Consider the following 25107-nt stretch of genomic DNA (forward strand, 5'->3'; position numbering starts at 1 on the left):
CGGCGGGCCGAACGGCACTGCAACGAGTTCTGCAACCGGTGCTGCAACCGGAGTCCGCACGATGAGTTGCCCGACACCAATGTCGTCGTAGGAGGAGCACAAGCGCATGCACATTCTCACCGGAGTCAACATGATGTCCAAGGAACTCGTTCTCGTCCACGCGGACGAGGACAAGTTGGTCACCGTGCCGCTGGAGGAGCTCGAAGGCTGGCAGCCGGCCAGTCTCCAGCACTCGTGGATCGCCTCGGACGAGGTGACGGTGTACATCGCCACGGACGCCATCCCGCCGTTCAACGGGTCCGTCGTCGTCCTGCACCTGAACGACGTCGACTGGGACGGCGGCAGCGCCGACGTGGAGATCCGGCAGATCGTGCCGCTGGACGTCGCCGGTACGCCGTCGGACATGCCGAACCTCAAGCAGACCTCGCCCAACCAGCCGATCATGCCGTGGACGCGGCCCCTCTACACGCAGACGCACGGCCCGACGTTCCTGCCGCGCTCCAAGTTCACGTACATCACGCACTACACGGACGATCGCGTACGTGGCTTCAGGATCAGGTCCGACGGCACGCTGGAGCAGCGTGTCCTCTACACGGACCGGGCACTGACACGGCAGACGCACGGGGTCAACTTCAACGCGAAGGGCACCGTCGGGCTGGGTGTCGGGTACGACTACGACATCGGCGAGGTACGGGTGTACCGGCCCGACCGGCACACCGGCGAGGTCGAGGCGACCCACGCGATCGCCCTGGGGACGGAGTCCGAGTACGGCGCGTTCGCGCACTACGCGACCTGGATCGACAACCGTTACGCGTACGTCGGGACCATGCAGGTCGGCTCGACGTCGAGGACGCCGCAGGGCGCCACGGTGCTGGGCCCCGGCGTCTGGCTGGTCGACACCGAGCTGGACACCGCCGAGCGCGTCATCGGTATCACCCGTACCCCCGGCGGCGCCGGAATGTACCGGTCGCCCTCCGACCTGGCGGTCGCGAAGGGCAAGTTGTACGTGGCCGAGGAGGACTCCTGGGGTCCGCAGTTCGAGAGTCCCTTCAACTACGGCAGGGACGGCTACATCTCGATCTGGGACGTCGAGGACCCCGCCAAGCCGCGCTTCCTGAAGCGGCTGCGACCCGGGCGCGAACTGCCCGCCGACTTCCGCAACGCGCACACGGCCACGGCGATGTTCGACGAGGAGTCCGTGTTCGTGTCCAGCTTCGTCAGCGACCACCTCATCCGGATCGACACCAACACGGACAAGGTCGCCAAGATCTACGACTGCGACGACGGACTGATGATGTTCCACGGAGAGTTCGCCACCGGACGCAATCGCTGACCGCCGAAGAAGTGCACACCGAGAAGTGCACACCCGAGAAGTGCACACGCGAGGTGTGCACGCCCGAGAAGTGAACCGCGGCCGTGATGCCGCATGGGAGCAGAACTCGTGATCATGGACGAGGGCCTGGATTCCCGGGCCGAGACCGATGAACTTTCCCACACGAAGATCATGCTGGAGCGGCTCGCCGCCAGTTGGCCCCGGCGGGCGTACGTGAAGAAGCAGGAGCTGGAGCCGTTCTTCGAGACGGGCAAGGAGGACTTCCTCGAAAGCCTCCTGCCGTTCCGGCACTTACCGCAGTACCAGTCGTGCCCGCCCGAGCTGAAGTCCCGGGTGCTGAGCTGCGGCTGGCTGATGTACAACGCCAAGACCGTACAGATCGAGACCGAGATCGTGAACCCGACCTGTCTCGACATCCTCGGCGGGACCATGCCGGGCCTGCGTTCCGAGGCCTCGCAGCTGGCGGTCTGCGAGACGATGGTCGACGAGGTGTACCACGTACACCTGGTGGAGCAGGCGAGCCGGCTGACGCGTGCGCGCCGTGGGCTGGGGGATTTGGAGATTCCCCGGTTCAACCTGGTCCGTCACATGCGCGAGCGGCAGCGGCGGGCCGAGGAGCCCTGGCAGGGGCGGATGATCCAGTTCGCCACCGCGGTGGTTTCCGAGATCTTCATCAGTGACTATCTGCACCTGCTCAGTGAGAGCGAAGAGATCCAGTCCTTCAACCGGCAGACGGTGGCGGCGCACCGGCACGACGAGATGGTGCACAGCCCGCTGTTCATGTCCCTGGCGCAGCTGTTCTCCCACGAGCTGACGGAGCGTCAGCGTGCGGCGTTCGCCGACGTACTGGCCGAGCCCGTGGTCTGGTTCGCGGACCGGGAGCTGGACGTCTGGCTGTCCATGCTGCGGCAGATCGGCTTCCCGCAGGCCGACGAGATGATCCGCGAGTGCCGGGCCTCCGGTGAGGTCGACCTGACGTCGCTGAACTACACGGAGATCGTCTCGATGGCCCGGGAGATCGGGCTGCTGGACTCCGCCGCCGCCCGCGACAGCTTCTCCCGCCAGGGGCTGCTCGCCTGACCGAGGCGGTCCGGTGCGCAGCGGGAGCGCACCGGGCCGGCTCTCCTCATTCCTCTGATTCCAGTCATTCCACTGAAAGTAAGCAGGACATGTCAGTCGACATCGCAGATCTGTGGGCGCCGCAGGCGCCCGGACCCAGGAACGAATGCACCACCGTCCTTCGCGTCGGCGCGCGGCAGACCGCCGCCGACGGCGTGGTCACCCTCACCCTCGTCGATCCGGCCGGTCGGGAACTGCCCCTCTGGACACCGGGGGCCCACATCGATCTGATCCTTCCCGAGGCCGATCTGGTACGGCAGTACTCGCTGTGCGGCAGCCCGGCCGACCGGCACGCGTGGCGCATCGCCGTACTCCTCGAACCGAACGGGCGCGGCGGGTCCCGCCATGTGCACGAGGCGCTGGGAGTCGGGACGTTCGTGCTGGTACGCGGCCCCAGGAACCACTTCCGGCTGGAGCCGTCCCCCCGTTACCTCTTCATCGCGGGAGGCATCGGCATCACGCCGATCCTGCCGATGGTGGCGGCGGCCGAGGCCGAGGGGCGGGACTGGGAGCTGCTCTACGGCGGCCGTTCCCGCGGGTCGATGGCCTTCCTCGACGAACTGACCGCGTACGGCGGCCGGGTGCGGATCCATCCGCAGGACGAGGCGGGACTGCTCCCGCTGGCGAAGGCGCTGGCCGCGCCGCGCGAGGACTGCCTGGTGTACTGCTGCGGGCCCGAGCCCCTGGTCGGCGCGGTGGAGAACCGCTGCGCCGGGTGGCCGGAGGGCAGCCTGCGTACGGAACGGTTCAGGGCCAGGCCGGTGCCGCCCGAGGTGGAGGAGCGCGAGACGGCGTTCGAGGTGGTGTGCCGGCGCTCGGACGTGATCCTGTCGGTCGCCCCGCACGAGTCGATCCTCGACGTCGCGGACCGGGCGGGCGTACGGACGTTCGCGGCCTGCCGTGAGGGGATCTGCGGGACGTGCGAGACGAGTGTCGTCGAGGGGTCCCCGGAGCACCGGGACTCGATCCTCACCGACAAGCAGAAGGCGTCCGGCGAGACCATGATGATCTGCGTCTCGCGGGCGAGCGGCTCCCGGCTCGTACTGGACCTCTGACCGGCTCGTACCGGATCTCCGACCCGAGAGGATGAGCGAGATGACAGAAGCGGTGACGACCGAAGCCGTGGCGATCCGGCACGTCGCCTTCGAGGACCTCGGTTCCTTCGAGCGGGTGCTGGCGGAACGGGGCATCAGGACGACGTACGTGGATGCCGGGCAGGGGTGGCTGCTTGAGCAGGTCGAGGCGCGTGATCCCCGGTTGCTGGTCGTTCTCGGCGGGCCGATCGGGGCGGGCGAGACGGATGCGTACCCCTTCCTCCAGGAGGAGTTGACGCTGATCCGGACCAGGCTGTCCCGGGGGGAGCCTGTGCTCGGTATCTGTCTCGGTGCGCAGCTGATCGCTGCCGCGCTGGGTGCCAAGGTCTATCCGGCCGAGGCGAAGGAGATCGGCTGGGGGCCCGTCGAACTGTCCCCGGCCGGGGCGGATTCGCCGCTGGCCGAACTGACCACTCCCGTACTGCACTGGCACGGGGACACCTTCGACCTGCCGGACGGGGCGACGCACCTGGCCGCCACCCCGGTGTGCCCGAACCAGGCCTTCGCGATCGGGAGTTCCGTGCTGGGGCTCCAGTTCCACGCGGAGGTCCTGGGTACGGGCATCGAGTCCTGGCTCATCGGGCACGCCCACGAGATCGCGGGGGCCGAAGGGGTGTCCGTCGAGGAGATCAGGGCGGACACGCACCGGTACGCGGGGCTGCTGGAGAGCCGGAGCCGGAGGCTCTTCGACCGGTGGCTCGACGGTGCGCTGGGGTAGGTGTCCGGGCGGCGGGCGTGGGAGAGGAACGGAGCAGGGCAGGAAACGAGGACCGGGCCCCGGGGGTCCGGTCCTCCTTGGTGTGTACGGCCGGGTGTACGGCGGCGGTTGCGGTGTGACCGAATTTTTGCCCTGGGCGGGCATCCTCCGGCGCCGTGGCGGCGTCTTAGCTGAGGAGTGACGCTGAGGGTCTCCAGTACGCGAGGCTTCTGCGCCTGCAGTCATCGAGAGGTCGGGGACGGCCGAGTTGACGGCTCGGCAGGCTGTTCCAGCACCCCCGTCACCTGGCGCGACAGTCCCGCTGTACATACCGCGGTGGACTGGTGCGAAGGGGCCGCCCCATGGGTGTCCGGCGGGCGTGGTGCCGGTTAGTTTTAGACGACTGCTTTACGGGGGTGGCGTCGATGGAGGACCAGTCGATGTCCGGAACGCTTTGGTTCGATCTGCTCGGCCCGTTACGGGTGTGGCGCGACGGCGAGGAACTGGATGCCGGGCCGGTGCAGCAGCGGGTGATGCTCGCCGTGCTGCTGCTGCACGCCAACCGGCCCGTGTCCAGGGAGAGACTGATCGAGGCGGTCTGGGGAACGGCCGCCCCGGGGCGGGCGGTGAACCTGCTGCAACGGCACGCCGCCGGACTGCGCCGGGTGCTGGAACCGGCACGAGCGGCCCGGGCGCCGTCGCGGCTGCTCAACTGGACCGAGGCCGGTTACGTGTTGACGGTGCCGGCCGGGGCCCTGGACTGGGGCGTACTGACCGAGCAACTGGAACGCGGGCGGTCCGCCCGCGCCGCCGGGGACCTGCCCGCGGCGGCCGATGGGCTGCACGCCGCGCTGCGGCTGTGGCGGGGCGGGCTCTGCGAGGGGCTGGCCAGTCCGCTGCTGGACGCCGAGCGGGACCGGCTGGAGGAACACCGGCTGGGCGTGCTGGAGGAGCGGATCGAGGTCGATCTGCTGCTCGGCGCCGATGCGGACCTGGTCGGCGAGCTGCGCAGGCTGATCGCCGCGCATCCGCTGCGCGAGCGGCTGCACGGACTGCTCATGCGGGCCCTGCACCGCTCCGGCAGGCAGGCCGAGGCGCTGCGGTCCTACCGGGACGCCCGCCGGCTGCTGGCCGAGGAGCTCGGCATCGAGCCGGGCGCGGAACTGCGCCGCGTACACGAACAGATCCTGGCGGCCGACGCTGCTCTGGACCCGCCTGCCACGTCGCTGCCGGTGACCACGGGACCGGTGGGGGCGGGACTGGTACGGACGGGACCCGTGCGGACGGGACCCGTGGCGGCGGACGACCAGGTGGGGACCGAGGTTCGTCCCCGTCACGGCGTGCAACCGTCGTCGCCCGGCAACCTGCCCACCGAGCTGACCAGCTTCGTGGGACGGCAGCCCGAACTGGACCGGGTGCGGGAGCTGTTGGCGGCCAACCGGCTGGTGACGCTCACCGGGGTCGGCGGGGTGGGCAAGACCCGGCTCGGGCGCCGTACCGCGCTCAACCTCAAGTCGGCGTTCCGGGACGGCGTATGGCTGGTCGAGCTGGCCGGGCTCTCCGATCCGGGACTCGTGGCGCACGCCGTGGCCGCCGCGCTGGAGATCCACGACCAGACGGGGCGCGCCCCGCTGGCCTCTCTGATCAGGCATCTTCGGGAGCGGCAGGTGCTGTTGGTGCTCGACGACTGCGAGCACCTGATCGGTGCCTGTGCCGTACTCGTCGACACCTTGCTCCGGGCGGCCGCGAACCTGCGGGTGATCGCCACGAGCAGGCAGCCGCTGGCCATCGACGGGGAGCACATCTTCCCGGTGGCGCCGTTGCGGGTGCTGCCGGACGTGGACACCGGGGGTCACGAGGGGCCCGGGAACAGTTCCGGGAACAGGAACAATTCCGGGAACGACGGCGAGGTCGGCGAGGTCAGCAAGGTCGGCGAGGACGATGCCGACGAGGTGCCCGCCGTCACCCTGTTCATCCATCGGGCACGGGCCGCGGTTCCCTGTGGATTCCCGGTGTCGCCGGAGACCAGGGCGACGGTGACCCGGATCTGTCAGCGGCTCGACGGCATCCCGCTGGCGATCGAGCTGGCGGCCGGGCGCCTGCGGGCGCTGTCCCCCGAACAGTTGCTGGCGCGGCTGGACGACCGCTTCCGGCTGCTGACGACAGCCAGGCCGACCGCGCTGCCCCGCCACCAGACCCTTCAGGCGACGGTGTGCTGGAGCTTCCATCTGTGCACGGACGACGAGCGGTTGCTCTGGGTGCGACTCTCGACCTTCACCGACACCTTCGACCTGGAGGCGGCGGAGGCCGTCTGTGCCGGTACGGACCTCCCCGCCAAGGAGATCCTCGACCTGGTCGACGGGCTCGTCGACAAGTCGGTGCTGATCCGCGAGCGGTCCGAAGGGGGCATCCGCTTCCGGCTGTTGGAGACGCTCCGCGAGTACGGGCGCGCGCAGATCAGTGACGCCGGACTGCGGACCGCGCTGCGGCGCCGGCACCGGGACCACTACCTGGCGCTGGCCGAACGGGGCGAGGCGGAGTGGTTCGGGTCGGACCAGGCGGCGTGGGCCGACCGGCTGCGGCGGGAGCACGCCAACTTCCGTGAGGCGCTCGGCTTCTCCTTCGGTACGCCGGGGGAAGGGCTGGCCGGCGCGAGGCTGGCGGGTGCGCTGTACTCGTTCTGGGTCTCCTGCGGCTATGTGGAGGAGGCGCAGCGCTGGCTCGACCGGGCGCTGTGTCTCGCCTGCGAGCCGTCGCCGGAGCGGGCCAAGGCGCTGTGGGTGATGAGCCGGATCGCGTACCTGCGCGGGGACATCGACGAGAGCGTGGCGAGGTCGGCGGAGTGCAGGGAGCTGGCCCGGCAACTCGGTGACGACGTGGCGCTGGCGCACGGCACGCATCTGGCGGGCACGGCCACCCTACTCCGCGACGAACCCGGGCAGGCGCGGCTGCTGCTGGAGGAGGCCCTCGACCGGTACGCCGCGCTCGGTGACCTGAACAGCATGGTGATCATGGCGCAGGCCCAGCTCGCCATGGCCAGCGTCTTCCTGGAGGAGCCGGGGCAGGCGGTGGAGCTGTGCCGCAAGGCGCGCAGCAGTTGTGACGCGCACGGCGAGAAGTGGACCCTGGCCTACGCGCTGTACGTGCAGGCCGTCGCCGAGTGGGCCGGTGGCCACCGGGGGGTGGCGGCCCGGCACGCGAGACAGTGCCTGCGCATGAAGCGGGACTTCCGCGACAGGCTGGGCGTTGCCATGATCGTCGATCTGCTGGGCTGGATCGCCGCCGCCGACGGGCAGGGCTTCCGGGCGGCGGTGCTGCTCGGGGCCGCCGAGGAGGAGTGGAACACCATCGGGGTGCCGTGGTTCGGGTCGGCGTACTGGCGTGCCCCGCACGACGAGGCGGAGCGACTGATGCGGGAGGTGCTCGGCCGGGAGGCCTTCGAGGCGGCCGCGTTGCGGGGGGCCAGGTTCCCGCCCGAGGGGGTCATCGCGTTCGCCCTCGACGAGTGCGGCTGAACACCCCCTAGGCCGTCGCACGGCGGGCGGTGTTCGCGGCGAACACGAGGCCGAGCATGACCACCGTGCTGCCGATCAGTACGCCGGGCGGCATTCCGGCGGGCAGCCCGTCGGGACCGCGCAGCGCGCCCATGAAGTCGAGGGGCGTGATGCCGTTGACCGTCCCGTACCAGAGGGGCAGGTAGACGGCCTGGAAGAGCCGGTGCGTACGGCTGAAGGAGCCGAGGACCAGGGCGAAGGAGGGGATGAACAGCGCTCCGAGGAACCAGTGCAGCAGTCCCTGGGTGTCCGCTCCGGTCGCCATCCTGACGGCGGGTCCGATGCCGGCGGCCGCGGTGAGCAGGAAGCCCGCGCCCCATTCGGCCAGGATCCGCCGGTGTGCGGCCGGGTAGGCGCCGAGGATGGCCTCCACTCCCGACTCGTGGCGCTGGGTGCCCAGCCGGGACCAGATCAGTACGGGCCAGATCCATGCGAGGGGGAGCAGGAAGCGGGAGACGCCGGTGGCGGGTGTGACCAGTTGGGCGAGCCCGGCCAGGACGAGCACGCCGGCCCACCACCACAGCGGGATGCCCTGGACGAGGATGCGTACTTCGCCGACGAGCAGCCTGATCCCGGAGTTGCCCGGTTTGACCTGGCTCCGGGGCAGCCCGCCGAAGGCCCGGGGGGCGCGTGCGGGTGCGGACTCGTCCTCGATCACGACGGCGGGGAATCCCGCGAGTTCCCCGGGCCGGACGGCCGAGGGCTCGGCGAGGGCCTTGCCCCGGGAGGGGTCGAAGCGCGGGAACCACAGGGTCGGCACCAGTGCCAGGGCGACGGCGATCGCGACGAGGAGGAGCCGGGTGAGGAGGTACTCGCCGGTCGGTGTGAAGCCGGTCCAGTCGAAGGTCTTGAGGGGCTTGTCGACGAGGGTCAGGCCGAGGCTGAACTCGCCCACCTGCGCCGGGTCGATGCCCGCGGCCCTGAGTGATCCGCCGAGCGACTGGACGACCGGGTGCACACCGATGCCGCCGAGGGGGGCGTGGGGCGACTGGCCGCCGATCGCGATGAAGGCCCAGACGAAGAACCAGAGGACGTTGCCGAGTCCGGCCCGCAGCACGGGAACGGCCTCGAAGAGGAGGGCGGCGGCCGCGGTGAACACCATCAGCGGCAGCGCGATCAGGAGGAAGGGCTTGACCAGTTCGACGACGTCGACGGCCGGCACCTCGGCCCTGGCGAACTGCATGACCAGCGCGGTCACGACGAGCACACCCAGCATCGAGGCGAGGACCAGGACGCTGCTGAGGAACTTGGCCGCGAGATAGCGGTGGTTCTTGACCGGGGTGGCCGCGAGGAGCCGTCCGACGCCGGTGCTCTCGTCGCGGGAGAGGGCGTTGCGGACGACGTAAAAGCCGCCGAGCGAGAGCCATACGGCTCCGGCGAGTGCCACCACCATGCCGAGGTAGGCGCTGTTGTAGGTGCCTCGGTACTCGCCGACCTGCATGACCACCCAGCCGGACTCCCTGGCGGGGGTGGCGAGGTAGCCGAGGCCGACGGCCGCGAGAAGGATCACGGCGTACGCGGGGCGGCGTACCCGGTCCCAGAAGTCTCCGACGACGAGCCCGAAGAGCGTTCCCATGGTCAGCGTCCTCCCGCACCGTGTGCGTGCAGTCCGGCGGAGGCGTCGCCGACGAGGTGGTTGACGGTCGCCAGGTAGGCGTCCTCCAGGTCGGGTGGGACCTGCTGGGCGGTCGCGTACGGCGGCTGATGGGTGAGCAGTCGCACCCGGACGCCGCTGCTGGTCCGCACCATGCGGCTGACCAGGTGGCGCTGCTGGAGCGCCGGCAGGTCGGCGGGGTCGACGAGGACCTCCCAGACCCGGCCCTCGACGGTGGCGATCAACTGCTCGGGGGTGCCCCGGCGCAGCAGCCGTCCGCCGGCCACCACGGCGATGTCGGTGGCGACGGATTCGACGTCGGAGACGATGTGGGTGGAGAGCATGACCACGCGGTCCGCCGCCAGGTCGCTCAGCAGGTTGCGGAAGCGGACGCGCTCCTCGGGGTCGAGGCCCGCGGTGGGTTCGTCGACGACAATCACCTGCGGGTCGGCGAGCAGCGCCTGTGCGATGCCGACGCGTCGCATCATGCCGCCGGAGTACTTGCCGAGGGGGCGCTTGACGGCCTCGGTCAGGTTGACCAGTTCGAGGAGTTCGTCGATACGGGTGCGGGCGGAGCGGGCGGAGAGGCCCTTGGCCGCCGCCAGATAGGTGAGGAATTCGCGCGAGGTGAGGTGGGGGTAGACCCCGAAGTCCTGCGGGAGGTAGCCCAGCGCGCGCCGCAGCACGTCCGGCTTGGCGACCACGTCGGTGCCGTGGAACAGGACCTGGCCGCTGGTGGGGCGGGTGACCGTCGAGGCGATCCGCATCAGGGACGACTTGCCCGCGCCGTTGGGACCGAGGAGACCGAGCATCCCGTTGCCCATGCGCAGGGTCAGGCTGTCCACGGCGCGCTTGCCGCCCCGGTAGTCCTTGGTGATGTCGATGAGTTCCAGCGTGGTCGTCCGCGAGCGGGCGAGGGGGTGCACGTCTGCCTCCGGTGTTTCAACGGGGTGGTTCGTCGGGGTGACGGGTCCAGATTCGTCCTCCCGTACCTCGGGCACATCTGCCGTTCGGCAGAGATCGCCCGGCTTTCTCGCCGGGACTCCTCGCGGCTGCGCAACGGCCAACGCCCCCGGCGAGCGGGGGCGTTGGGCGGTGGAAACGGTTCACTGGGGATGCGCGACGGGTGCGCTGCGGGTATGCGGCGGGTCTACAGCGGCAGGGTGCCGGTGACCTTCCAGCCGCCGCCGGTCGAGCCTGCTTCGAGTTCGCCGCCGAGTACGGCGAACCGTTCGCGCATGCCCACGAGTCCTGTTCCGCCGCCCTGCCGCCGGCCGGGCACGCCGGTACCGCCGCCGCCTCCGTCGTCCGTGACGGCGACCCGCAGCGTCGCGGCGCCGTCCCGCTTGGCGGAGACGGTCACCGAGGTGGTGGCCGCCGCGTGCCTGCGCACATTGGTCAGGGCCTCGATGACCATGCCGTACGCCGTCTCGTCGGTCTCCCTGCGCAGTCCGCCGAGCAGGCCCTCGTCGAGGTCCAGTGCGGCGGGGATGGAACTGGACGCGGCGAAGCGGTCGACGAGGTCGGGCAGGTCCGCGAGTCCGTGGACGCGCAGGGGTGGCGCGGCCGGTTCGGGCAGCGCCTCGGAGGGGGTGTCGCCCGGTACGCCGTGCGGAGTGCCTTCGGTTTCGCCTTCGTCGTCCTGGACCGGCCGGCGCAGGGTGTGCAGGGCGCTGTCCATCTGGTCCAGCGCGCGCAGCCCGGACTCCTCCAGCCTGCCGAGGAGTTCCTGGTACTGCTCGGGGTCGTACGGGGTGGTCTGTGCGGCCTGCACTTCGAGGAGCATGCCGGTCAGTTCGTGGGCGACGAAGTCGTGCAGTACGCGCGCCATGTGCAGGCGTTGCTCGCGGCGGGCCCGCAGGACGGCCTGGCGCCGCCGTTCGTCGGCGGCGCGCAGATGGCCGCCGATCAGGAGCGCGCCTGCCACGGGCAGCAGGGTGAGCAGGATCATGAGGAGGGAGCCGTTGGCGCCGGACTCCGGGTTGCGCAGGGTGAAGCGCAGCGGCAGCGCCAGGGTGACCAGCGCGGCGACCGCCGTCACGATCTGCCGGGGCGCCCGTCGGGCGAGGCGCCCGGTGAGCACCAGCAGGGCGGTGAACTCGAAGGGCATCCACAGCAGCGTGATGCCCTGCTGCCCGCTGTAGGCGATGTCGGTGAGCGCGGACAGGCCGGCGGCCGCGAGCGCCGCCACGGACAGGGTGATCCGGCCCCAGGGCAGGGGCGCCAGCACCGCGAGTACGGCGACGAACGCGCTGAGGGCGAGCAGGAATCCCATGGGAGGCCCGAGGAAGGCGGGCCCCAGCAGCAGAGCGGCGCTCACTCCGCAGCTCAACTTCCGCATGCGGCCCCACTGTTGGTCGTTCGTCGTCATGCGCCCCAGCCTAGGCAGCGCCTCTGGTGCGGGGCCGCGCGGCGGCGGACCTAGAGCCCGGTCGCGTATCCCATTTCCCAGCTCCGGACGGCGATGCCGACCCGGTTGCGTACGCCCATCTTGCGCTGGATGCTCGCGACGTGGGTCTTGACCGTACCGGCGGAGATGAACATCTCTCCGGCGATGTCCGCGTTGGTCAGCCCTTCGGCGACCTTCGCCGCGATCTCGACCTCGCGCTTGGTGAGCTTCTCGACCATCGCCGGGCGCTCGGCGGGCCGCCCCGGCGCGCGGCTCTCGCCGGTGACGTGCTTGAGCAGCCGCACCGTGATCGAGGGGCTGATCAGGCTGTCCCCCGCCATCGCCGCCCGGACGGACTCCACCAGCAGGGTCGGCCCCGAGCGCTTGAGCAGGAAGCCCACCGCGCCGTAGCGCAACGCCGGGTAGACGTATTCGTCCAGGTCGAAGGTGGTGACGATGACCACCTTCACGGGCAGTTCGGCCGCGGTCGCCTGCAAGGTGCGGGTGACCTCCAGACCGTCCATCCGGGGCATCCGTACGTCCACCAGGGCGACGTCCGGCCGCAGCCGTCGGGCCGCGGCCAGGGCCGCCACCCCGTCGGCGGCCTCGCCGACCACCTCGATGTCCGCCTGGGCCTCCAGCATCCGCCGCATTCCACGGCGGACCATCTCCTGGTCGTCGGCGAGCAGTACGCGAATCGTCACAGTGGGCCGTTCTCGCAGGGCTGCGGGGTGAACTTCCGTATCCGGTCGGTGATTTGGGCGACCACCTCGCGCTGTCGCGCCGCCAGGTAGAAGTGGCCGCCGGGGTGCACCAGTACCTCGAACCCGGCGGTGGTCTCCTCGGCCCAGGCCCGTACCTGCTCGACCGTCGCCCGGGGGTCGTCGTCACCGGTCATCGCGACGACCGGACAGCTCAACGGGGGTCCTGGGGTGCGCCGGTAGGCCTCCAGGAGCCGGTAGTCGGCGCGCATCGGGGGCAGGACCAGGCCCAGGATCTCGGGGTTGTCCAGTACCGCGAGGTCGGTGCCGTCGAGCGTCCTGAGCTCCTCGATCAGTCCGGCGTCGTCGAGCAGGTGCGCGAAGCCGCCCCGGGCCAGGGCGGGGCCCGGGCGGCCGGAGGCGAAGAACACCGCGGGCGGGCGGCCCGCGGCGTCGAGCCGGCGGGCGAGTTCGAAGGCGACGAGGGAGCCCATGCTGTGGCCGAAGAGGGCGAGCGGGGTGTCGTCGTCCGGGTCCAGCGCCGCGAACAGCGCGTCGGCGAGGGCCTCCACGGACTCGGCGAAGGGGTCGGCGGCCCGGTCCTGGCGGCCGGGGTACTGCACCACGAGGACGTCGGTCGCGGGCGAGAGCGCCGCCGACATCGGGAAGTAGTAGCTGGCGGAACCCCCCGCGTGCGGGAAGCAGAGCAGGCGCGGGGCGCCGGGTCGCGCCGGGTGGAAGCTGCGTGTCCACGGCGCGTGGCCCGTGTTCGGCCGGTTCGCCATCAAGTCACCTTCGCCATCAAGTCACCTCGGGTGAAGAACGTGCGGTGGGTTCGGATCCTGGGACGACGAGGCGATGGCGCCGGACCGGAGGGAATCCGGTGCGGCGCCATCGTCCGTGCGGGGTGTCGCGCCGGGGTCAGTTCTCCACCTGGGCGCTCGTGATGACCACGGTCTCGGTCGGTACGTCCTGCATGCCGTTGCGGCGGCCGGTCGGCACGGCGGCGATCTTGTCGACCACGTCGAGGCCCTCGATGACCTTGCCGAACACCGTGTAGCCCCAGCCCTGCGGGGTGGGTGCGGTGTGGTTGAGGAAGGTGTTGTTCGAGGTGTTGACGAAGAACTGCGCCGTCGCCGAGTGCGGGTCGGAGGTACGGGCCATGGCCACCGTGTAACGGGTGTTCTGCAGGCCGTTGTCGGCCTCGTTGGCGACCGGGGCGAGGGTCGGCTTCTGCGACATGTCCTCGGTGAAGCCGCCGCCCTGGATCATGAAGGTCTGGATGACGCGGTGGAAGACGGTGTCCGAGTAGTGGCCCGCGTTGACGTAGGCGAGGAAGTTCTCGACCGTCTTCGGTGCCTTCTCCGCGTCGAGCTTCAGTTTGATGGTCCCGAAGTTGGTGTTCAGCACGACGTTCGTCATCTTCGCCTCTTCCGCAAGCAGTCAAAATTCCATTCACCCTACAGGACGCCCGTTCTGCGGCCCGGCTGCGGACGGGCGCTGCGCGCGGGCGCTACGGGCTGGCGGTGGAAACCGCGTACACCCAGGGGCGTTCGGGGACGCTGCGGTCCACGGTGATGTCGATGGTGGGCAGCGGGTCCTTCTGCTCGTAGGTGAGTCCCGACCACTTGCGGTGCGGGGTGAAGACCCAGCCGATGGTCTGCCGGTCGTGCTCGCTGATGGTGATGTCGCCGTCCTTGAGGGCGGCGGTGGAAGTGCCGATGTCCTTGAGGAAGGTGTCGAGGTCGGCGGGCGTGGTGGCGAACCGGACGTGCATCCGGCTGGTCTTCCAGTTGTTGGTCTCGTAGTACGCCAGGTTCTGGGCCATCAGCGGGATCGGCAGCTGGTAGATGCGCCGCTGCACCTGGGAGGGGAAGCCGACGGTGAGTCCGGCGGCGGACGCCTCGTGCTCCTTGTTGCGGCCGCTGTCGCGGCTCTGCTCGGCGGAGATCAGCAGGTACCCGGCGGGGATGCCGATGAGCAGGACAATGATCGCCGCGGTGATCACGCGGCGCACGATCACATGGCGGCGGGTCTCCGGCGGCCGGTCGCCCCGGCCGTCGGGGTGGTGGTTCTGGCGCGGAATCGCTGACGTCATGGGGTGGTTCCCTGTGCGCCGTCGGCGCTGGTCGTACGGTCCGCGGCGCTGGTGTCCGCCGCGGGCTGGCGGGCAGTGGTGTCGGTGGCCCGGTCCGTCACGGGGTCGGTCACCGGATCCGTCACCGGGTCCGTCACCGGGTCGGGCAGGGCGGTGCGGATGGCCTGCGCGTACCGCTCGTACCGCTCGTGGCGTTCGACCCGGCGGCGGTTGGCGCGCCGGAAGCGGCGGGCGACCAGCCGGGCCAGGTCGGCGGCGCCGACCATTCCGGCCTCGGGGCCGAGCTGGGCCTTGGCGATCCGGGCCTCGGGGCGGTAGCCGCGGCCGGTGAGGTGGCGGCGGAAGGCATCCCTGGCAGGACCGATGAGGAGGTCGTCGGCGGCGCTGACGCCACCGCCGATGACGAAGCAGGACGGGTCGAGGGCGGCGGCCAGATTGGCGATGCCGACGCCGAGCCACTGGCCGATGTCCTGGAGGAGCTCGACGCACATGGCGTCGCCGTCGCGGGCCAGCTCGGTGATGAGCGGCCCGGTGATCTCGTGGATGCTGCCGCCGACGCGCTCGATGAGGTGGTACGCGACCGGGGAGTCGGCGGCTGCGAGCTCGCGGGCCTCGCGGACGAGGGCGTTGCCGGAGCTGTACTGCTCCCAGCAGCCGCGGTTGCCGCACGGGCAGCGGTGCCCGCCGGGGACCACCTGCATGTGCCCGAACTCGCCGGCGACCCCGTACTTGCCCCGCTTGACCTGCCCGTCCTCCAGGATGGCGCCGCCGATCCCGGTACCCAGGGTGATCATGACGAGGTGGTCCTCGCCGCGTCCGGCGCCGAAGCGCCATTCGGCCCAGGCGGCGGTGTTGGCGTCGTTGTCGACGAGTACGGGGACCGCGAGGCGGGCGGAGATGGCATCGCGCAGGGGTTCGTTGCGCCAGGCGAGGTGCGGGGCGAACAGCACCTTGCTGCGGTCGGCGTCTACCCACCCGGCGGCGCCGATGCCCACGGCGTGCACGTCGTGCCGGTCGGACAGGTCGAGGACCAGCTCGACGATGGTGTCCTCGACGACCTTGGGGCTCTTGGACTTGTCCGGGGTCTCGGTGCGGAGGGTCTCCAGGATCTGGCCGTCGGCGTCGACGACGCCCGCCATCACCTTGGTGCCGCCGATGTCGATCCCGACGGTGGGCACCCGGGGCGCGGTCAGGTGGGAGCGCCGTTCACGGGGTCCCACGGTGCGCAGCACGGTGGCACGGGCGGTGCCGCGCGTGGCGAAGTCTCGGTAGGTGTTGCTCATCGGCCGGGGCCTTCCGCGGTGGGCGCTGTCCCGGGGAACCGGGAGGGGCGGCGGGGGAAACGCACGACTCGGATCGTCCCTGCGGGGTCTCGGGAGGCCGGCCGCTGACGGCCGACGGCGGACGGCGCCCGCCGCGCCCGATTCTGCCACTCCCACCTGTGCCGGACTTGTCCGGCGGGACGGGCACCCCGGGAATCGTGGTGCGTCTCACCACCCGGGGGCCCTTCTCCGTCTACTCCGTCACACCGTGCAGGTGGGGTGCCGGGGCCCGCTCCAGTTCGTGGCGCAGGTCCTCCAGCTCGGTGCCGCCGGCCATCTGCCGGGTCAGCTCGTCCAGGCTGATCTCCGCCTTGAGGTGGCTGCCGGACATCGCGCCGCGCTTGAGCAGTACGAAGCGGTCGCCGACCAGGTAGGCGTGGTGCGGGTTGTGCGTGATGAGCACGACACCGAGTCCCGCGTCACGTGCGGCGGCGACGTACTTGAGGACGACGCCCGACTGCTTGACGCCGAGTGCCGCCGTCGGCTCGTCGAGCACCAGGACCTTCGCGCCGAAGTAGACCGCCCGGGCGATGGCGACGCACTGCCGCTCGCCGCCGGACAGGGTGCCGATCGGCTGGTCGACGTCGCGCAGGTCGATGCCCATGCGCAGCAGCTCGGACCTGGTCGTCTCGCGCATCAGCTGGACGTCGAGACGGCGGAGCGGGCCGCGTCCCTTCGTCGGTTCGGAGCCGAGGAAGAAGTTCCGCCAGACGGGCATCAGGGGGACGACGGCCAGGTCCTGGTAGACCGTCGCGATGCCCCGGTCGAGCGCGTCGCGCGGGTTGACCAGGGTGGTGTCGGCGCCCTCGATCCGGAAGGTGCCCGCGTCGTGCTGGTGCAGCCCCGCGATGATCTTGATGAGGGTGGACTTGCCGGCGCCGTTGTCGCCGAGGACGCAGGTGATCTCGCCCGCGTGCACCTCCAGCGAGACGTCCTCCAGCGCCTTGATGTTGCCGTAGAACTTCGATACGTGGTCGAGCTCGACCAGCGCGCCGGGGACCGCGTCCGCGATCCGGTCGTCGGTCGTCGTCATGACCTCGCCTCCGCACGCTTGCGTACCCATGCGTTGAGCAGGGTGGCCAGAAGGAGCATCGCTCCGAGGAAGAACTTGAACCAGTCCGGGTTCCACTCCGCGTAGACGATGCCCTTGCTCGTCATGCCGAAGATGAAGGCACCGACCGCGGAGCCGATCGCCGACCCGTAGCCGCCGGTGATCAGGCAGCCGCCGATGACCGCCGCGATGATGTACGTCAGCTCGTTGCCGACGCCCTCCCCGGACTGCACGACGTCGTACGAGAACAGCAGGTGCTGGCCGGAGACCCAGGCGGCGAAGGCGACGCCCATGTAGAGGCCGATGCGGGTCTTGTTCACCGGCACACCGGTCGCGCGGGCCGCGTCCTTCTCGCCGCCGACCGCGAAGATCCAGTTTCCGGCGCGGGTGCGCAGCAGGATCCAGGTGGCCAGGGCGATCAGTACGAACCACCACAGGATGGTGACCTTGAGGTTGACCGAGCCGATGGTGACCTGCGAGGCGAAGACGGCCTTGGCGGACTCGAAGCCCTCCATGTCGCCGATGCCCTTGGTGGAGACGGTGCCGCTGATGAGCTTGGTGAGGCCGAGGTTCAGGCCGGTCAGCATCAGGAAGGTGCCCAGCGTGATGATGAAGCTGGGCAGTTTGGTGCGGGTCAGCATGAAGCCGTTGAAGACGCCGATCAGCAGCGTCACCAGCAGCGACACGAAGATCCCGACCCAGACGTTGGCCGTCATCTGATAGCTGAACATGGACGAGACCAGCGCCGAGCTGGTCACCATCACACCGGCCGACAGGTCGAACTCGCCGCCGATCATCAGCAGTGCCACCGGCACCGCCATGATGCCGATCGTGGAGGCCGCGTACAGCACGGTCCCGAAGCTGGACGCCTGGAGGAAGCTGTCGGCGGCGATCGAGAAGAACAGGAACACCGCGACCGCGCCGACGATGGAGCCCAGCTCGGGGCGGCCCATCAGCTTGCGCAGCGGTGAGGTGTGGATCAGCCGTTCGTCGTGGCCCGCTTGTGGTGCGGGATCGGGTGCGGGTGCTGTGGCTGTCATCGGGTCCCCCGCTTCGTGTACGCCTTCAGCTCGGCCGCGCTGTCCTTGGTGATGATCTGCGGTCCGGTGAGGACGGGCTTTCCGCCGCCGAGGACGTCGGCGTTGTAGCGGTAGAGCCACAGCAGGTCCACCGCCTCGTACCCCTGGAGGTAGGGCTGCTGGTCGACGGCGAAGCCGAGGGTGCCGGCGGCCAGCGAGTCGGCGACCCTGGCGTTGAGGTCGAAGGTGTCGATCTCGGCCTTGCTGCCGGACTGCTGCTTGGCCTGGACGGCAGCGTCGGCGAAGGGCGCGCCGAGGGTGACGACGGAGTCGATGTCCTTGGAGGTCTGGAGCTTGGCCTCGATGGACGCCTGGACGTCGGGCATGTTGGTGCCGTCGACGTAGAGGTTCTCGACGCTGCCCTTGAAGGTCTTCTTGACGCCCGCGCAGCGCTGCTCGTGGCCCACGTTGCCCCGCTCGTGCAGGACGCACAGGGCCTTCTTCTTGCCGCGCCCGACCAGTTCCTCGCCGACCGCCTCGCCCGCGATGACCTCGTCCTGGCCGATGTGGCTGAGCGCGCCGAAGGCCTTGGACTCGGCGGTGCCGGAGTTGATGGTGATCACCGGGATGCCCGCCTTGGTGGCCTTGGCGACGACCTCCTTCATGGCGTCCGGCTTGGCGAGGGTGACGATCAGGCCGTCGACCTTCTTGTCGATGTAGGTGTCGACGAGCTGGGCCTGCTGCTGCGCCTCGGCGTTGTTTGCATAAAGGAATTCGATGTTGTCCTTGGCGGCTGCCTGCTTGGCCCCGCTCTGCACGATGTCCCAGAACGTGTCGCCTGCACCCGAGTGGGTGACCATGGCGAAGGTCCACTTGGGGGTGTTCACCGCGGCCTTGCCCTGGGCGGCGGCCGCGGCGGCTGCCGCGCGCTCCTCGGCCCGCTTGCCGCCCGTGCTGCTGCAGCCGGTGAGGGAAGCCCCGAGCACCGCCGCGAGCACGGCGCCCAGCGCACGTACCCCTGTCCGAACCCTTGCCACGACGTCGTGCCCTTCTCGCTGTACTCCTCGGTGCGGCCGGGGGGTATTGAGCCAGACCCCGGCCGCCCAAGTATCGGGCATGGGGGTGCGTCGTGTGGTCAGCGGGTGGGTCTTGGGCGGTGTCATCGAGTGCCGCGGGCGGTGTACTTCTCCAGGGCGGGGACGTCCTTCGCGGTGACGATCGCGGGTCCGGTGAGGACGGGTTTGCCGCCTCCCAGGACGTTTCCGTTGGTGCGATTCAGCCATATTTCGTCGATGGCGAGGTACCCCTGGAGGTAGGGCTGCTGGTCGACGGCGAAGCCCACGTCCTGTGACTTGAGACTCTTCACGACGGCCGCGTTCAGGTCGAAGGTGTCGACCTCGGCCCTGCTGCCGGATCCGGCCTTTGCTTTCACCGTCGCGTCCGCGAAGGGGGCGCCGAGTGTGACGACGGCGTCGATGTCCTTGGCGGCCTGCAGCTTGGCCTCGATGGAGGAGGTGCTGGCGGGCATGTTGGTGCCCTCGACGTTGAGGTTCTCGACGCTGCCCCTGAAGGCCTGCTTCACGCCCGCGCAGCGCTCCTCCAGGGAGACGTTGCCCTGCTCGTGGATCACGCAGAGGGCCTTCTTCCTGCCCCGCTTGTTGAGCTCCTCGCCGACTCCCTGGCCCGCGACGGCCTCGTCCTGGCCGATGTGGCTGAGCGCGCCGAGCCCCTTGGAGTGCCGGCCGCCGGAGTTGATGGTGACGACGGGGATGCCCGCGGCGACGGCCTTCCTCACTGCGGCGCCGACCGCCTCCGGCTTGGCGAGGGTGACCACGATGCCCTGGACCTTCTGGTCGATGGCGGCCTCGATGAGCTGGGCCTGCTCCTTGCCCTCCTTGTTCGCGGAGTAGAGGAACTCGACGTTGTCCTTGGCCGCGGCAGCCTTGGCGCCGCTCTGCACGATGTCCCAGAAGGTGTCGCCCTCGCCGGAGTGCGTGATCATGGCGATCTTCATCCGGGGCGTGTCGGCGGCCTTGCCGCCCGCGCCGTCGCTCGCGGCCGGTTTCTCCTCGGAGCCCTTGCCGCCGGAGCCGCTGCATCCGGTGAGTACGAGTGCGGCTGCCGCGCAGGTGGCGGCAAGCGTGGTTGCCGTTCGGGCCTTGCGAGTGGTGGGCATGGTGTGTGTCCGCCTCGTGTCCCCCGCCGCCCGGTTGACGGCCTCGGGGTGTTCTAACCGCGCCGGTACGACGGCGTCAATGGTTTGGCCGTACGAGCAGCTGGAAGTCGAAGGCGTACCGCGACGCCCGGTAGAGGTGCGCGCCGAACTCGACCGCGCGCCCGGTGCCGTCATAGGTGCGCCGCTCCATGGTGAGCAGGGGTGCCCCGGCGCTCTCGTCGAGCAGGGCGCCCTCCTCGGGTGCCGCCGCCCGGGCGCCGACGGTCTGGCGGGCGCTGTGCAGGGTGACTCCGGCGGCCCGCATCATCCGGTAGAGGCCGGTGGCCTCCAGTTCCGCGCTGTCGAGGGGGAGCAGCCCGGTGGGGAGGTGGTTGCGGAGGAAGGCCATGGGTTCGTCGTGGGCCAGGCGCAGCCGGTCGATGCGGTGCACCTCGGTGCCCTCGGCGAGGCCGAGTGCGGCGGCGACCTCGGGTCCGGCCCGCTCCACGGCGTTGTGCAGGACACGGGTGGCGGGGCGCTGTCCGGCCGAGGCGAGGTCGTCGTACAGGCTGCTGAGTTCGAGCGGGCGGCGGACCTGGTTGTGCACGACCTGGGTGCCGACGCCCCGGCGGCGTACCAGCAGGCCCTTGTCGACCAGGGACTGGATGGCCTGGCGGACGGTGGGCCTGGACAGGCCGAGCCGGGCGGCGAGCTCGACCTCGTTGCCCAGCAGGCTGCCGGGCGGGAGCCGGCCCTTCTCCATGGCCGCTTCGAGCTGCTGGGAGAGCTGGAAGTAGAGGGGTACGGGACTGCTGCGGTCCACGCCGAGCCGGAGGGCGACGGTGGGGTCGGTCGCTTGTTTTGGCACGGCAGCGAGCGTAGCGGCGTGGCGACGTGGCGTCATCAAGTCACGTACGGGGGAAGGAGGGTTGTCCGGACATCGCGTTGTCCGGACGCCCTGATGTCACGTTGCCGCGATGTCCTGATGTCCTGACACATTCCTTGACAGTGCGTCAAGCCTGTTGTCGAGTGAGGGCCATGCGCATTGGACTCATGGGGACGGGCCGCATCGGATCCTTCCACGCGGAGGTGCTCGCCCGTCATCCGGCGGTGGACTCGCTGGTCCTCGCGGACGCGGACGCGGGACGCGCGGCGGAGGTCGCCCAGCGCGTGGGGGCCCAATTCACCGCTGCGGGCGACCTGTTGGGGTCCGGTCTGGACGCGGTGGTCATCGCGTCAGCGACGGCCGCGCACGCGGCGCAGATCGGACAGGCGGCGCGGGCCGGGCTGCCGGTGTTCTGCGAGAAGCCCGTCGCGGTCGATCTGCCCGGCACCCTGGAGGCCCTGCGCGAGGTCGACCGGGCGGGCACGCTGCTCCAGCTCGGCTTCATGCGCCGCTTCGACGCCGGGTACGCGACGGCCCGCGAGCGGGTGCGGACGGGCGAACTGGGCCGGCTGCACACGGTGCGCACCGTCTCTTCCGACGCGTCGCCGCCCCCGGCCGCGTACCTCCCGCTCTCCGGGGGGCTCTACCGGGACTGTCTGGTGCACGACTTCGACATCCTGCGCTGGGTCACCGGACGCGAGGTGGTGGAGGTGTACGCGGTCGGCTCGGCGGCGGGGCCCGCGATGTTCGCGGAGGCGGGGGACGTGGCGACGGCCGCGGTCGTACTGACCCTGGACGACGGGGTGCTGGCGACGGCGACGGCGACGCGCTGCAATGGCGCCGGGTACGACGTACGGATGGAACTGGCGGGCGAGCTCGACCAGTTGGCGGTCGGCCTCGACGACCGCACCCCGATCACCTCGGCGGAACCGGCAGGGCCGCCCGCCCCGGCCAAGCCCTGGGCGGGCTTCCTGGAGCGGTTCGCCCCTGCGTACGAGGCGGAGCTCGACGCGTTCCTCCAGGTCGTACGGGGTGAGCGCGTGAACCCCTGCGACGGGCACGAGGCACTGCGGGCCCTGCGGGTCGCGGAGGCGTGCGAGGTGTCGCGGCGGGAGGGGCGGGCGGTCGGGCTGGCGGAGATACCGGGAGCTTGACCCCGGGCCCGACCCGCCCCGCCCCCTCCTGTCCGGTCCGGTGCGGTCCCGTCAGTAACCGACCGTGAACCGCTCGCCGCCCGCGTGCTTCGGCCGCTCGATCTCGTCGACCAGCGCCACCGCGTAGTCCTCGGCGCTGATCCGGCTGTTGCCCTCGGAGTCCAGGACCAGGTTCTCGGTGTCCGTACGGTACGAACCGGTGCGCTCGCCGGGCTCGATGGTCCCGGCGGGGCTGAGGTTGGTCCAGTCGACGTCGTTCACGGTGCGGTAGTAGTCCAGTGCGTCGCCGTGCGCGTGCATGATCTGGAGCAGGAACTCGGGCAGGCCGTCGGCGTCCCACACCTGCTTGCCGTCCGGGGTGCGCAGCGAGCCAGCGCCGCCCACCGAGATCAGCCGGGGCGCGTCGCCGCCGACCGCTCGTACGCCCTCCACCAGGGACTTCGCCGAGGGTGCGATCGTCGCGACGTGACCCGGGCCGTCGCCGCCGCCGATGGCGCTGATGACGACGTCCCGGCCCTCGGCGTTCTGCGTCACCGAGGCGGGGTCGAAGACGTCGCCGGTGACGACGGTGAGGTTCGGGTGGCTCTGCCCGGCAAGCTTGGCCGGGTCGCGGACGACGGCGGTGACCTGGTGGCCCCGGTCGAGGGCCTCGCGCAGGATGCGGCTGCCGATGGTGCCGGTGGCCCCGAAGAGGGTGATCTTGGCCATGGGAGGTCCTTCCGAGGGTTATCGCGGTGGTGATTCTGGGGAGGCGGCACGGGGTCTCGCGCTGCCTCGCCTCCAACATAGGAGGTGAACGGCCTGGATGCCGGGTACGCTCCGGACACATGGTGGTGAAAAAGCGACAAGCGGGTGAATCGGGAGCCGCGCCCATCCCCGAGGTCAGGTTCCACGCGCCGAGCGCGACCCCGGCCGGTGTCGAGGTGCTGACCCTCGCGACCCTGCGCGGCAACGCCTGCGCGGGTTCGCTGTCCGTCCCGCACCGCCCCGACTTCCACCACCTGCTCGTCCTGGACAGCGGCGAGCTCCCGCTGATGGTCGACTTCGCGTCGTACCGGCTGCTGCCGGGCGAGTGGCTGTGGGTGCGGCCGGGGCAGGTGCACCGCTGGGACGAGCTGTACGGGGCGGAGGGCGCGCTCGTCCTGTTCGAGGCGGGGTTCCCGGATCCGGCGACCAGCGCGACGGCCCGGCTCGACGACCCCTTCGGGCCGACGGTACGACGCCCTGAGCCGGCGGCCGGGGCGGCGGCGCGGCGGGCCCTGGACCACCTGGACGACGAGTTCCGGGCGCTACGGGACGGCGCCGGGCACCCCCTCCCCCTCGAAACCCACCTCTCGGTACTCCGCCACCTCCTCGCCGTCCTCCTGCTGCGCCTCGCACCGGTCGGCGAGGAGGTGGTGACCTGCGACAACCCCGACACCTACCTGCGCTTCCGGGCCGCCGTGGAACGGGACTTCGCCCGGACCCGCCGCGTCGACGACTACGCCCGGGAGCTCGGCTACGCCCCGCGCACCCTGTCGCGGGCCACGCTCGCCGCGACGGGTGTCGGGGCCAAGGAGTTCATCGACCGCCGGGTGGTCCTGGAGGCCCAGCGGCTGCTCGCGCACAGCGACCACAGCGCGGCGCGGGTGGCGGGCCTGCTGGGCTTCCGGGACGCGGCGAACTTCGGCAAGTTCTTCCAACAGCGCACCGGGAGCAGCCCGTTGGCGTTCCGCGCTGCGGCCAGGGGCGATACCACCCAGGGTCGCGGCATCACCAGCGGACGGGCAGCTTCCGAACGCCCCTGATCAGCAGTCCGGGGTGCCACTCCAGTGCACCGCCGTCCGGGTCGAGTGCCAGGTCGGGGCAGCGTTCCAGCAGCGAGCGGACGGCGATGCGGCCCTCCATGCGGGCCAGCGGGGCGCCCAGGCAGAAGTGGATGCCGTGGCCGAAGGCGAGGTGGCCCTGGGTGGAGCGGCGGATGTCGAAGGTGTCGGGCTCCGGATAGCGGGCGGGGTCGCGGTCGCCCCCGCCGGTGGCCACCAGGACGGCCTTTCCAGCGGGGACGGCGAGACCGCCGATCTCGATGGCCTCGCTGGCGAAGCGGAAGGTGGAGGTCTTCACCGGGCCGTCGTAGCGGAGCATCTCCTCCACGGCGCCGTCGATCAGTCCGTCGAAGTCGGCGCGCAGAGCCGCGAGTTGCTCGGGGTGGGCGAGCAGGGCCCGTACTCCGTTGGAGATCAGGTTGACGGTGGTCTCGTGGCCCGCCACCAGCAACAGGAAGGCCATCCCGACGAGTTCCTCGGAGGTGAGCCGGTCGCCGTCCTCGTCGCGGGTCCTGACGAGTCCGCTGAGCAGGTCCTCGCCGGGCGCGGAACGCTTCTCCTCGATCAACTCGCCGAGGTAGATGCTCATTTCGTTGACGGCACTGGCACTGGCCTCGGGGCCGGTCGGTGCGACCACCTCGTTGGACCAGACGCGGAAGCGGTCGCGGTCGAGGTCGGGCACGCCGAGCAGTTCGCAGATGACGGTCATCGGCAGCGGGAAGGCCAGCGCGTCGATCAGGTCGGCCGAGGAACGTCCCTTCTCCGTCATGGCGTCGAGGAGTTCGTCGGTGATCTGCTGGACGCGGGGGCGCATCGCCTCCACCCGGCGTGCGGTGAACTCACGGGTGACCAGCTTGCGCAGCCGCGTGTGGTGCGGCGGGTCGGTCTCCAGCATGTTGGCGCTGAGGGCGGTGCCTTCCTCGGACCACTGCTCGAAGACCCGCCAGTCCTTGGTGAGCCGGGGGTCGGCGAGCGCCTGCCTGGCCTCCTCGTACCCGACGACCAGGACCATCTCCTCGACGTCGGCGGTGCGGACGAAGTGCGCCGGACCGCTCTCGCGCAGCTCGGCGAAGTACTTGTACGGATGCGCCGTGAAGTCCTCGGTGTGTTCCCGAAGATCGATAACCGCCATGACT

At 70.7% G+C, this 25107-nt stretch carries 22 protein-coding genes; 7 read left to right on the plus strand and 15 right to left on the minus strand.

Annotation, left to right across the window (positions count from 1 at the left end; genetic code table 11):
• Positions 1-106 precede the first annotated feature (106 nt).
• The 5 genes from ACZ5PB_RS02370 (at position 107) to ACZ5PB_RS02390 (ending at position 7758) form a co-directional block, all read left to right on the plus strand.
• On the plus strand, positions 107-1333 hold the full coding sequence (locus tag ACZ5PB_RS02370) for a lactonase family protein (RefSeq protein ID WP_468687016.1): 1227 nt from the start codon (positions 107-109) through the stop codon (positions 1331-1333).
• 93 nt (positions 1334-1426) lie between these two features.
• Positions 1427-2413, plus strand: coding sequence for a diiron oxygenase (locus tag ACZ5PB_RS02375; protein ID WP_468687017.1), 987 nt, complete (start codon positions 1427-1429; stop codon positions 2411-2413).
• A gap of 89 nt (positions 2414-2502) precedes the next feature.
• On the plus strand, positions 2503-3507 hold the full coding sequence (locus ACZ5PB_RS02380; RefSeq protein WP_468687019.1) for a PDR/VanB family oxidoreductase: 1005 nt from the start codon (positions 2503-2505) through the stop codon (positions 3505-3507).
• A gap of 40 nt (positions 3508-3547) precedes the next feature.
• Positions 3548-4264, plus strand: coding sequence for a glutamine amidotransferase (locus ACZ5PB_RS02385; protein WP_468687020.1), 717 nt, complete (start codon positions 3548-3550; stop codon positions 4262-4264).
• 419 nt (positions 4265-4683) lie between these two features.
• Complete coding sequence (locus ACZ5PB_RS02390) at positions 4684-7758, plus strand: AfsR/SARP family transcriptional regulator (RefSeq protein ID WP_468687021.1); 3075 nt, start codon at positions 4684-4686, stop codon at positions 7756-7758.
• A 7-nt stretch (positions 7759-7765) separates the two neighbouring features.
• On the opposite strand, the gene ACZ5PB_RS02395 is transcribed toward ACZ5PB_RS02390, so the two are convergent.
• The 13 genes from ACZ5PB_RS02395 to ACZ5PB_RS02455 all read right to left on the minus strand — a co-directional run bounded on the left by ACZ5PB_RS02395 (position 7766) and on the right by ACZ5PB_RS02455 (position 21030).
• Positions 7766-9373 carry an ABC transporter permease gene (locus ACZ5PB_RS02395; RefSeq protein WP_468687023.1) on the minus strand — a complete coding sequence of 536 codons (1608 nt, stop codon included), beginning with the start codon at positions 9371-9373 and terminating at the stop codon, positions 7766-7768.
• A gap of 2 nt (positions 9374-9375) precedes the next feature.
• Positions 9376-10317 carry an ABC transporter ATP-binding protein gene (locus ACZ5PB_RS02400; RefSeq protein WP_468687024.1) on the minus strand — a complete coding sequence of 314 codons (942 nt, stop codon included), beginning with the start codon at positions 10315-10317 and terminating at the stop codon, positions 9376-9378.
• A 224-nt stretch (positions 10318-10541) separates the two neighbouring features.
• Positions 10542-11762 carry a sensor histidine kinase gene (locus tag ACZ5PB_RS02405; protein WP_468687027.1) on the minus strand — a complete coding sequence of 407 codons (1221 nt, stop codon included), beginning with the start codon at positions 11760-11762 and terminating at the stop codon, positions 10542-10544.
• A gap of 50 nt (positions 11763-11812) precedes the next feature.
• Positions 11813-12484, minus strand: coding sequence for a response regulator (locus ACZ5PB_RS02410; protein ID WP_468687028.1), 672 nt, complete (start codon positions 12482-12484; stop codon positions 11813-11815).
• The gene (locus ACZ5PB_RS02415) at positions 12481-13266 is read right to left on the minus strand and encodes a thioesterase II family protein (RefSeq protein WP_468687029.1); all 786 of its coding nucleotides are present in this window, start codon (positions 13264-13266) and stop codon (positions 12481-12483) included. Before ACZ5PB_RS02415 ends, ACZ5PB_RS02410 begins: the two co-directional genes overlap by 4 nt.
• 136 nt (positions 13267-13402) lie before the next feature.
• Positions 13403-13903: a peptidylprolyl isomerase gene (locus ACZ5PB_RS02420; protein ID WP_468687031.1), complete on the minus strand. Its 501-nt coding sequence runs from the start codon at positions 13901-13903 to the stop codon at positions 13403-13405.
• A gap of 91 nt (positions 13904-13994) precedes the next feature.
• A complete protein-coding gene (locus tag ACZ5PB_RS02425) occupies positions 13995-14579 on the minus strand; it encodes a sugar kinase (RefSeq protein ID WP_468687033.1) in 585 nt (194 codons plus the stop codon).
• On the minus strand, positions 14576-15862 hold the full coding sequence (locus ACZ5PB_RS02430) for an ROK family glucokinase (RefSeq protein ID WP_468687035.1): 1287 nt from the start codon (positions 15860-15862) through the stop codon (positions 14576-14578). The genes ACZ5PB_RS02425 and ACZ5PB_RS02430 overlap by 4 nt, the downstream gene beginning before the upstream one ends.
• Before the next feature lie 232 nt (positions 15863-16094).
• Complete coding sequence (locus tag ACZ5PB_RS02435; RefSeq protein ID WP_468687037.1) at positions 16095-16934, minus strand: ATP-binding cassette domain-containing protein; 840 nt, start codon at positions 16932-16934, stop codon at positions 16095-16097.
• The gene (locus ACZ5PB_RS02440) at positions 16931-17992 is read right to left on the minus strand and encodes an ABC transporter permease (RefSeq protein WP_468687038.1); all 1062 of its coding nucleotides are present in this window, start codon (positions 17990-17992) and stop codon (positions 16931-16933) included. Before ACZ5PB_RS02440 ends, ACZ5PB_RS02435 begins: the two co-directional genes overlap by 4 nt.
• Entirely contained in the window at positions 17989-19008 is a 1020-nt protein-coding gene (locus ACZ5PB_RS02445; protein WP_468687039.1) for a sugar ABC transporter substrate-binding protein, read from the minus strand. Before ACZ5PB_RS02445 ends, ACZ5PB_RS02440 begins: the two co-directional genes overlap by 4 nt.
• A gap of 122 nt (positions 19009-19130) precedes the next feature.
• Complete coding sequence (locus ACZ5PB_RS02450; RefSeq protein ID WP_468687041.1) at positions 19131-20147, minus strand: sugar ABC transporter substrate-binding protein; 1017 nt, start codon at positions 20145-20147, stop codon at positions 19131-19133.
• Positions 20148-20223: 76 nt separating this feature from the next.
• Entirely contained in the window at positions 20224-21030 is an 807-nt protein-coding gene (locus ACZ5PB_RS02455; RefSeq protein ID WP_468687042.1) for a GntR family transcriptional regulator, read from the minus strand.
• A gap of 134 nt (positions 21031-21164) precedes the next feature.
• Here ACZ5PB_RS02455 and ACZ5PB_RS02460 point away from each other — a divergent pair, with 134 nt between their 5' ends.
• A complete protein-coding gene (locus tag ACZ5PB_RS02460) occupies positions 21165-22166 on the plus strand; it encodes a Gfo/Idh/MocA family protein (protein WP_468687044.1) in 1002 nt (333 codons plus the stop codon).
• A 51-nt stretch (positions 22167-22217) separates the two neighbouring features.
• On the opposite strand, the gene ACZ5PB_RS02465 is transcribed toward ACZ5PB_RS02460, so the two are convergent.
• Positions 22218-22874, minus strand: a complete 657-nt coding sequence (locus ACZ5PB_RS02465) for an NAD(P)-dependent oxidoreductase (RefSeq protein WP_468687045.1) — start codon at positions 22872-22874, stop codon at positions 22218-22220.
• 119 nt (positions 22875-22993) lie between these two features.
• Between ACZ5PB_RS02465 and ACZ5PB_RS02470 the strand changes: the two genes are divergently transcribed.
• Positions 22994-23953, plus strand: coding sequence for a helix-turn-helix domain-containing protein (locus tag ACZ5PB_RS02470; RefSeq protein WP_468687047.1), 960 nt, complete (start codon positions 22994-22996; stop codon positions 23951-23953).
• Here ACZ5PB_RS02470 and ACZ5PB_RS02475 read toward each other — a convergent pair.
• Complete coding sequence (locus ACZ5PB_RS02475; protein WP_468687048.1) at positions 23919-25103, minus strand: cytochrome P450 family protein; 1185 nt, start codon at positions 25101-25103, stop codon at positions 23919-23921. The two genes, ACZ5PB_RS02470 and ACZ5PB_RS02475, sit on opposite strands and share 35 nt — an antisense overlap.
• Positions 25104-25107 lie beyond the last annotated feature (4 nt).

The sequence above is a fragment of the Streptomyces sp. NPDC032721 genome (assembly GCF_055579625.1).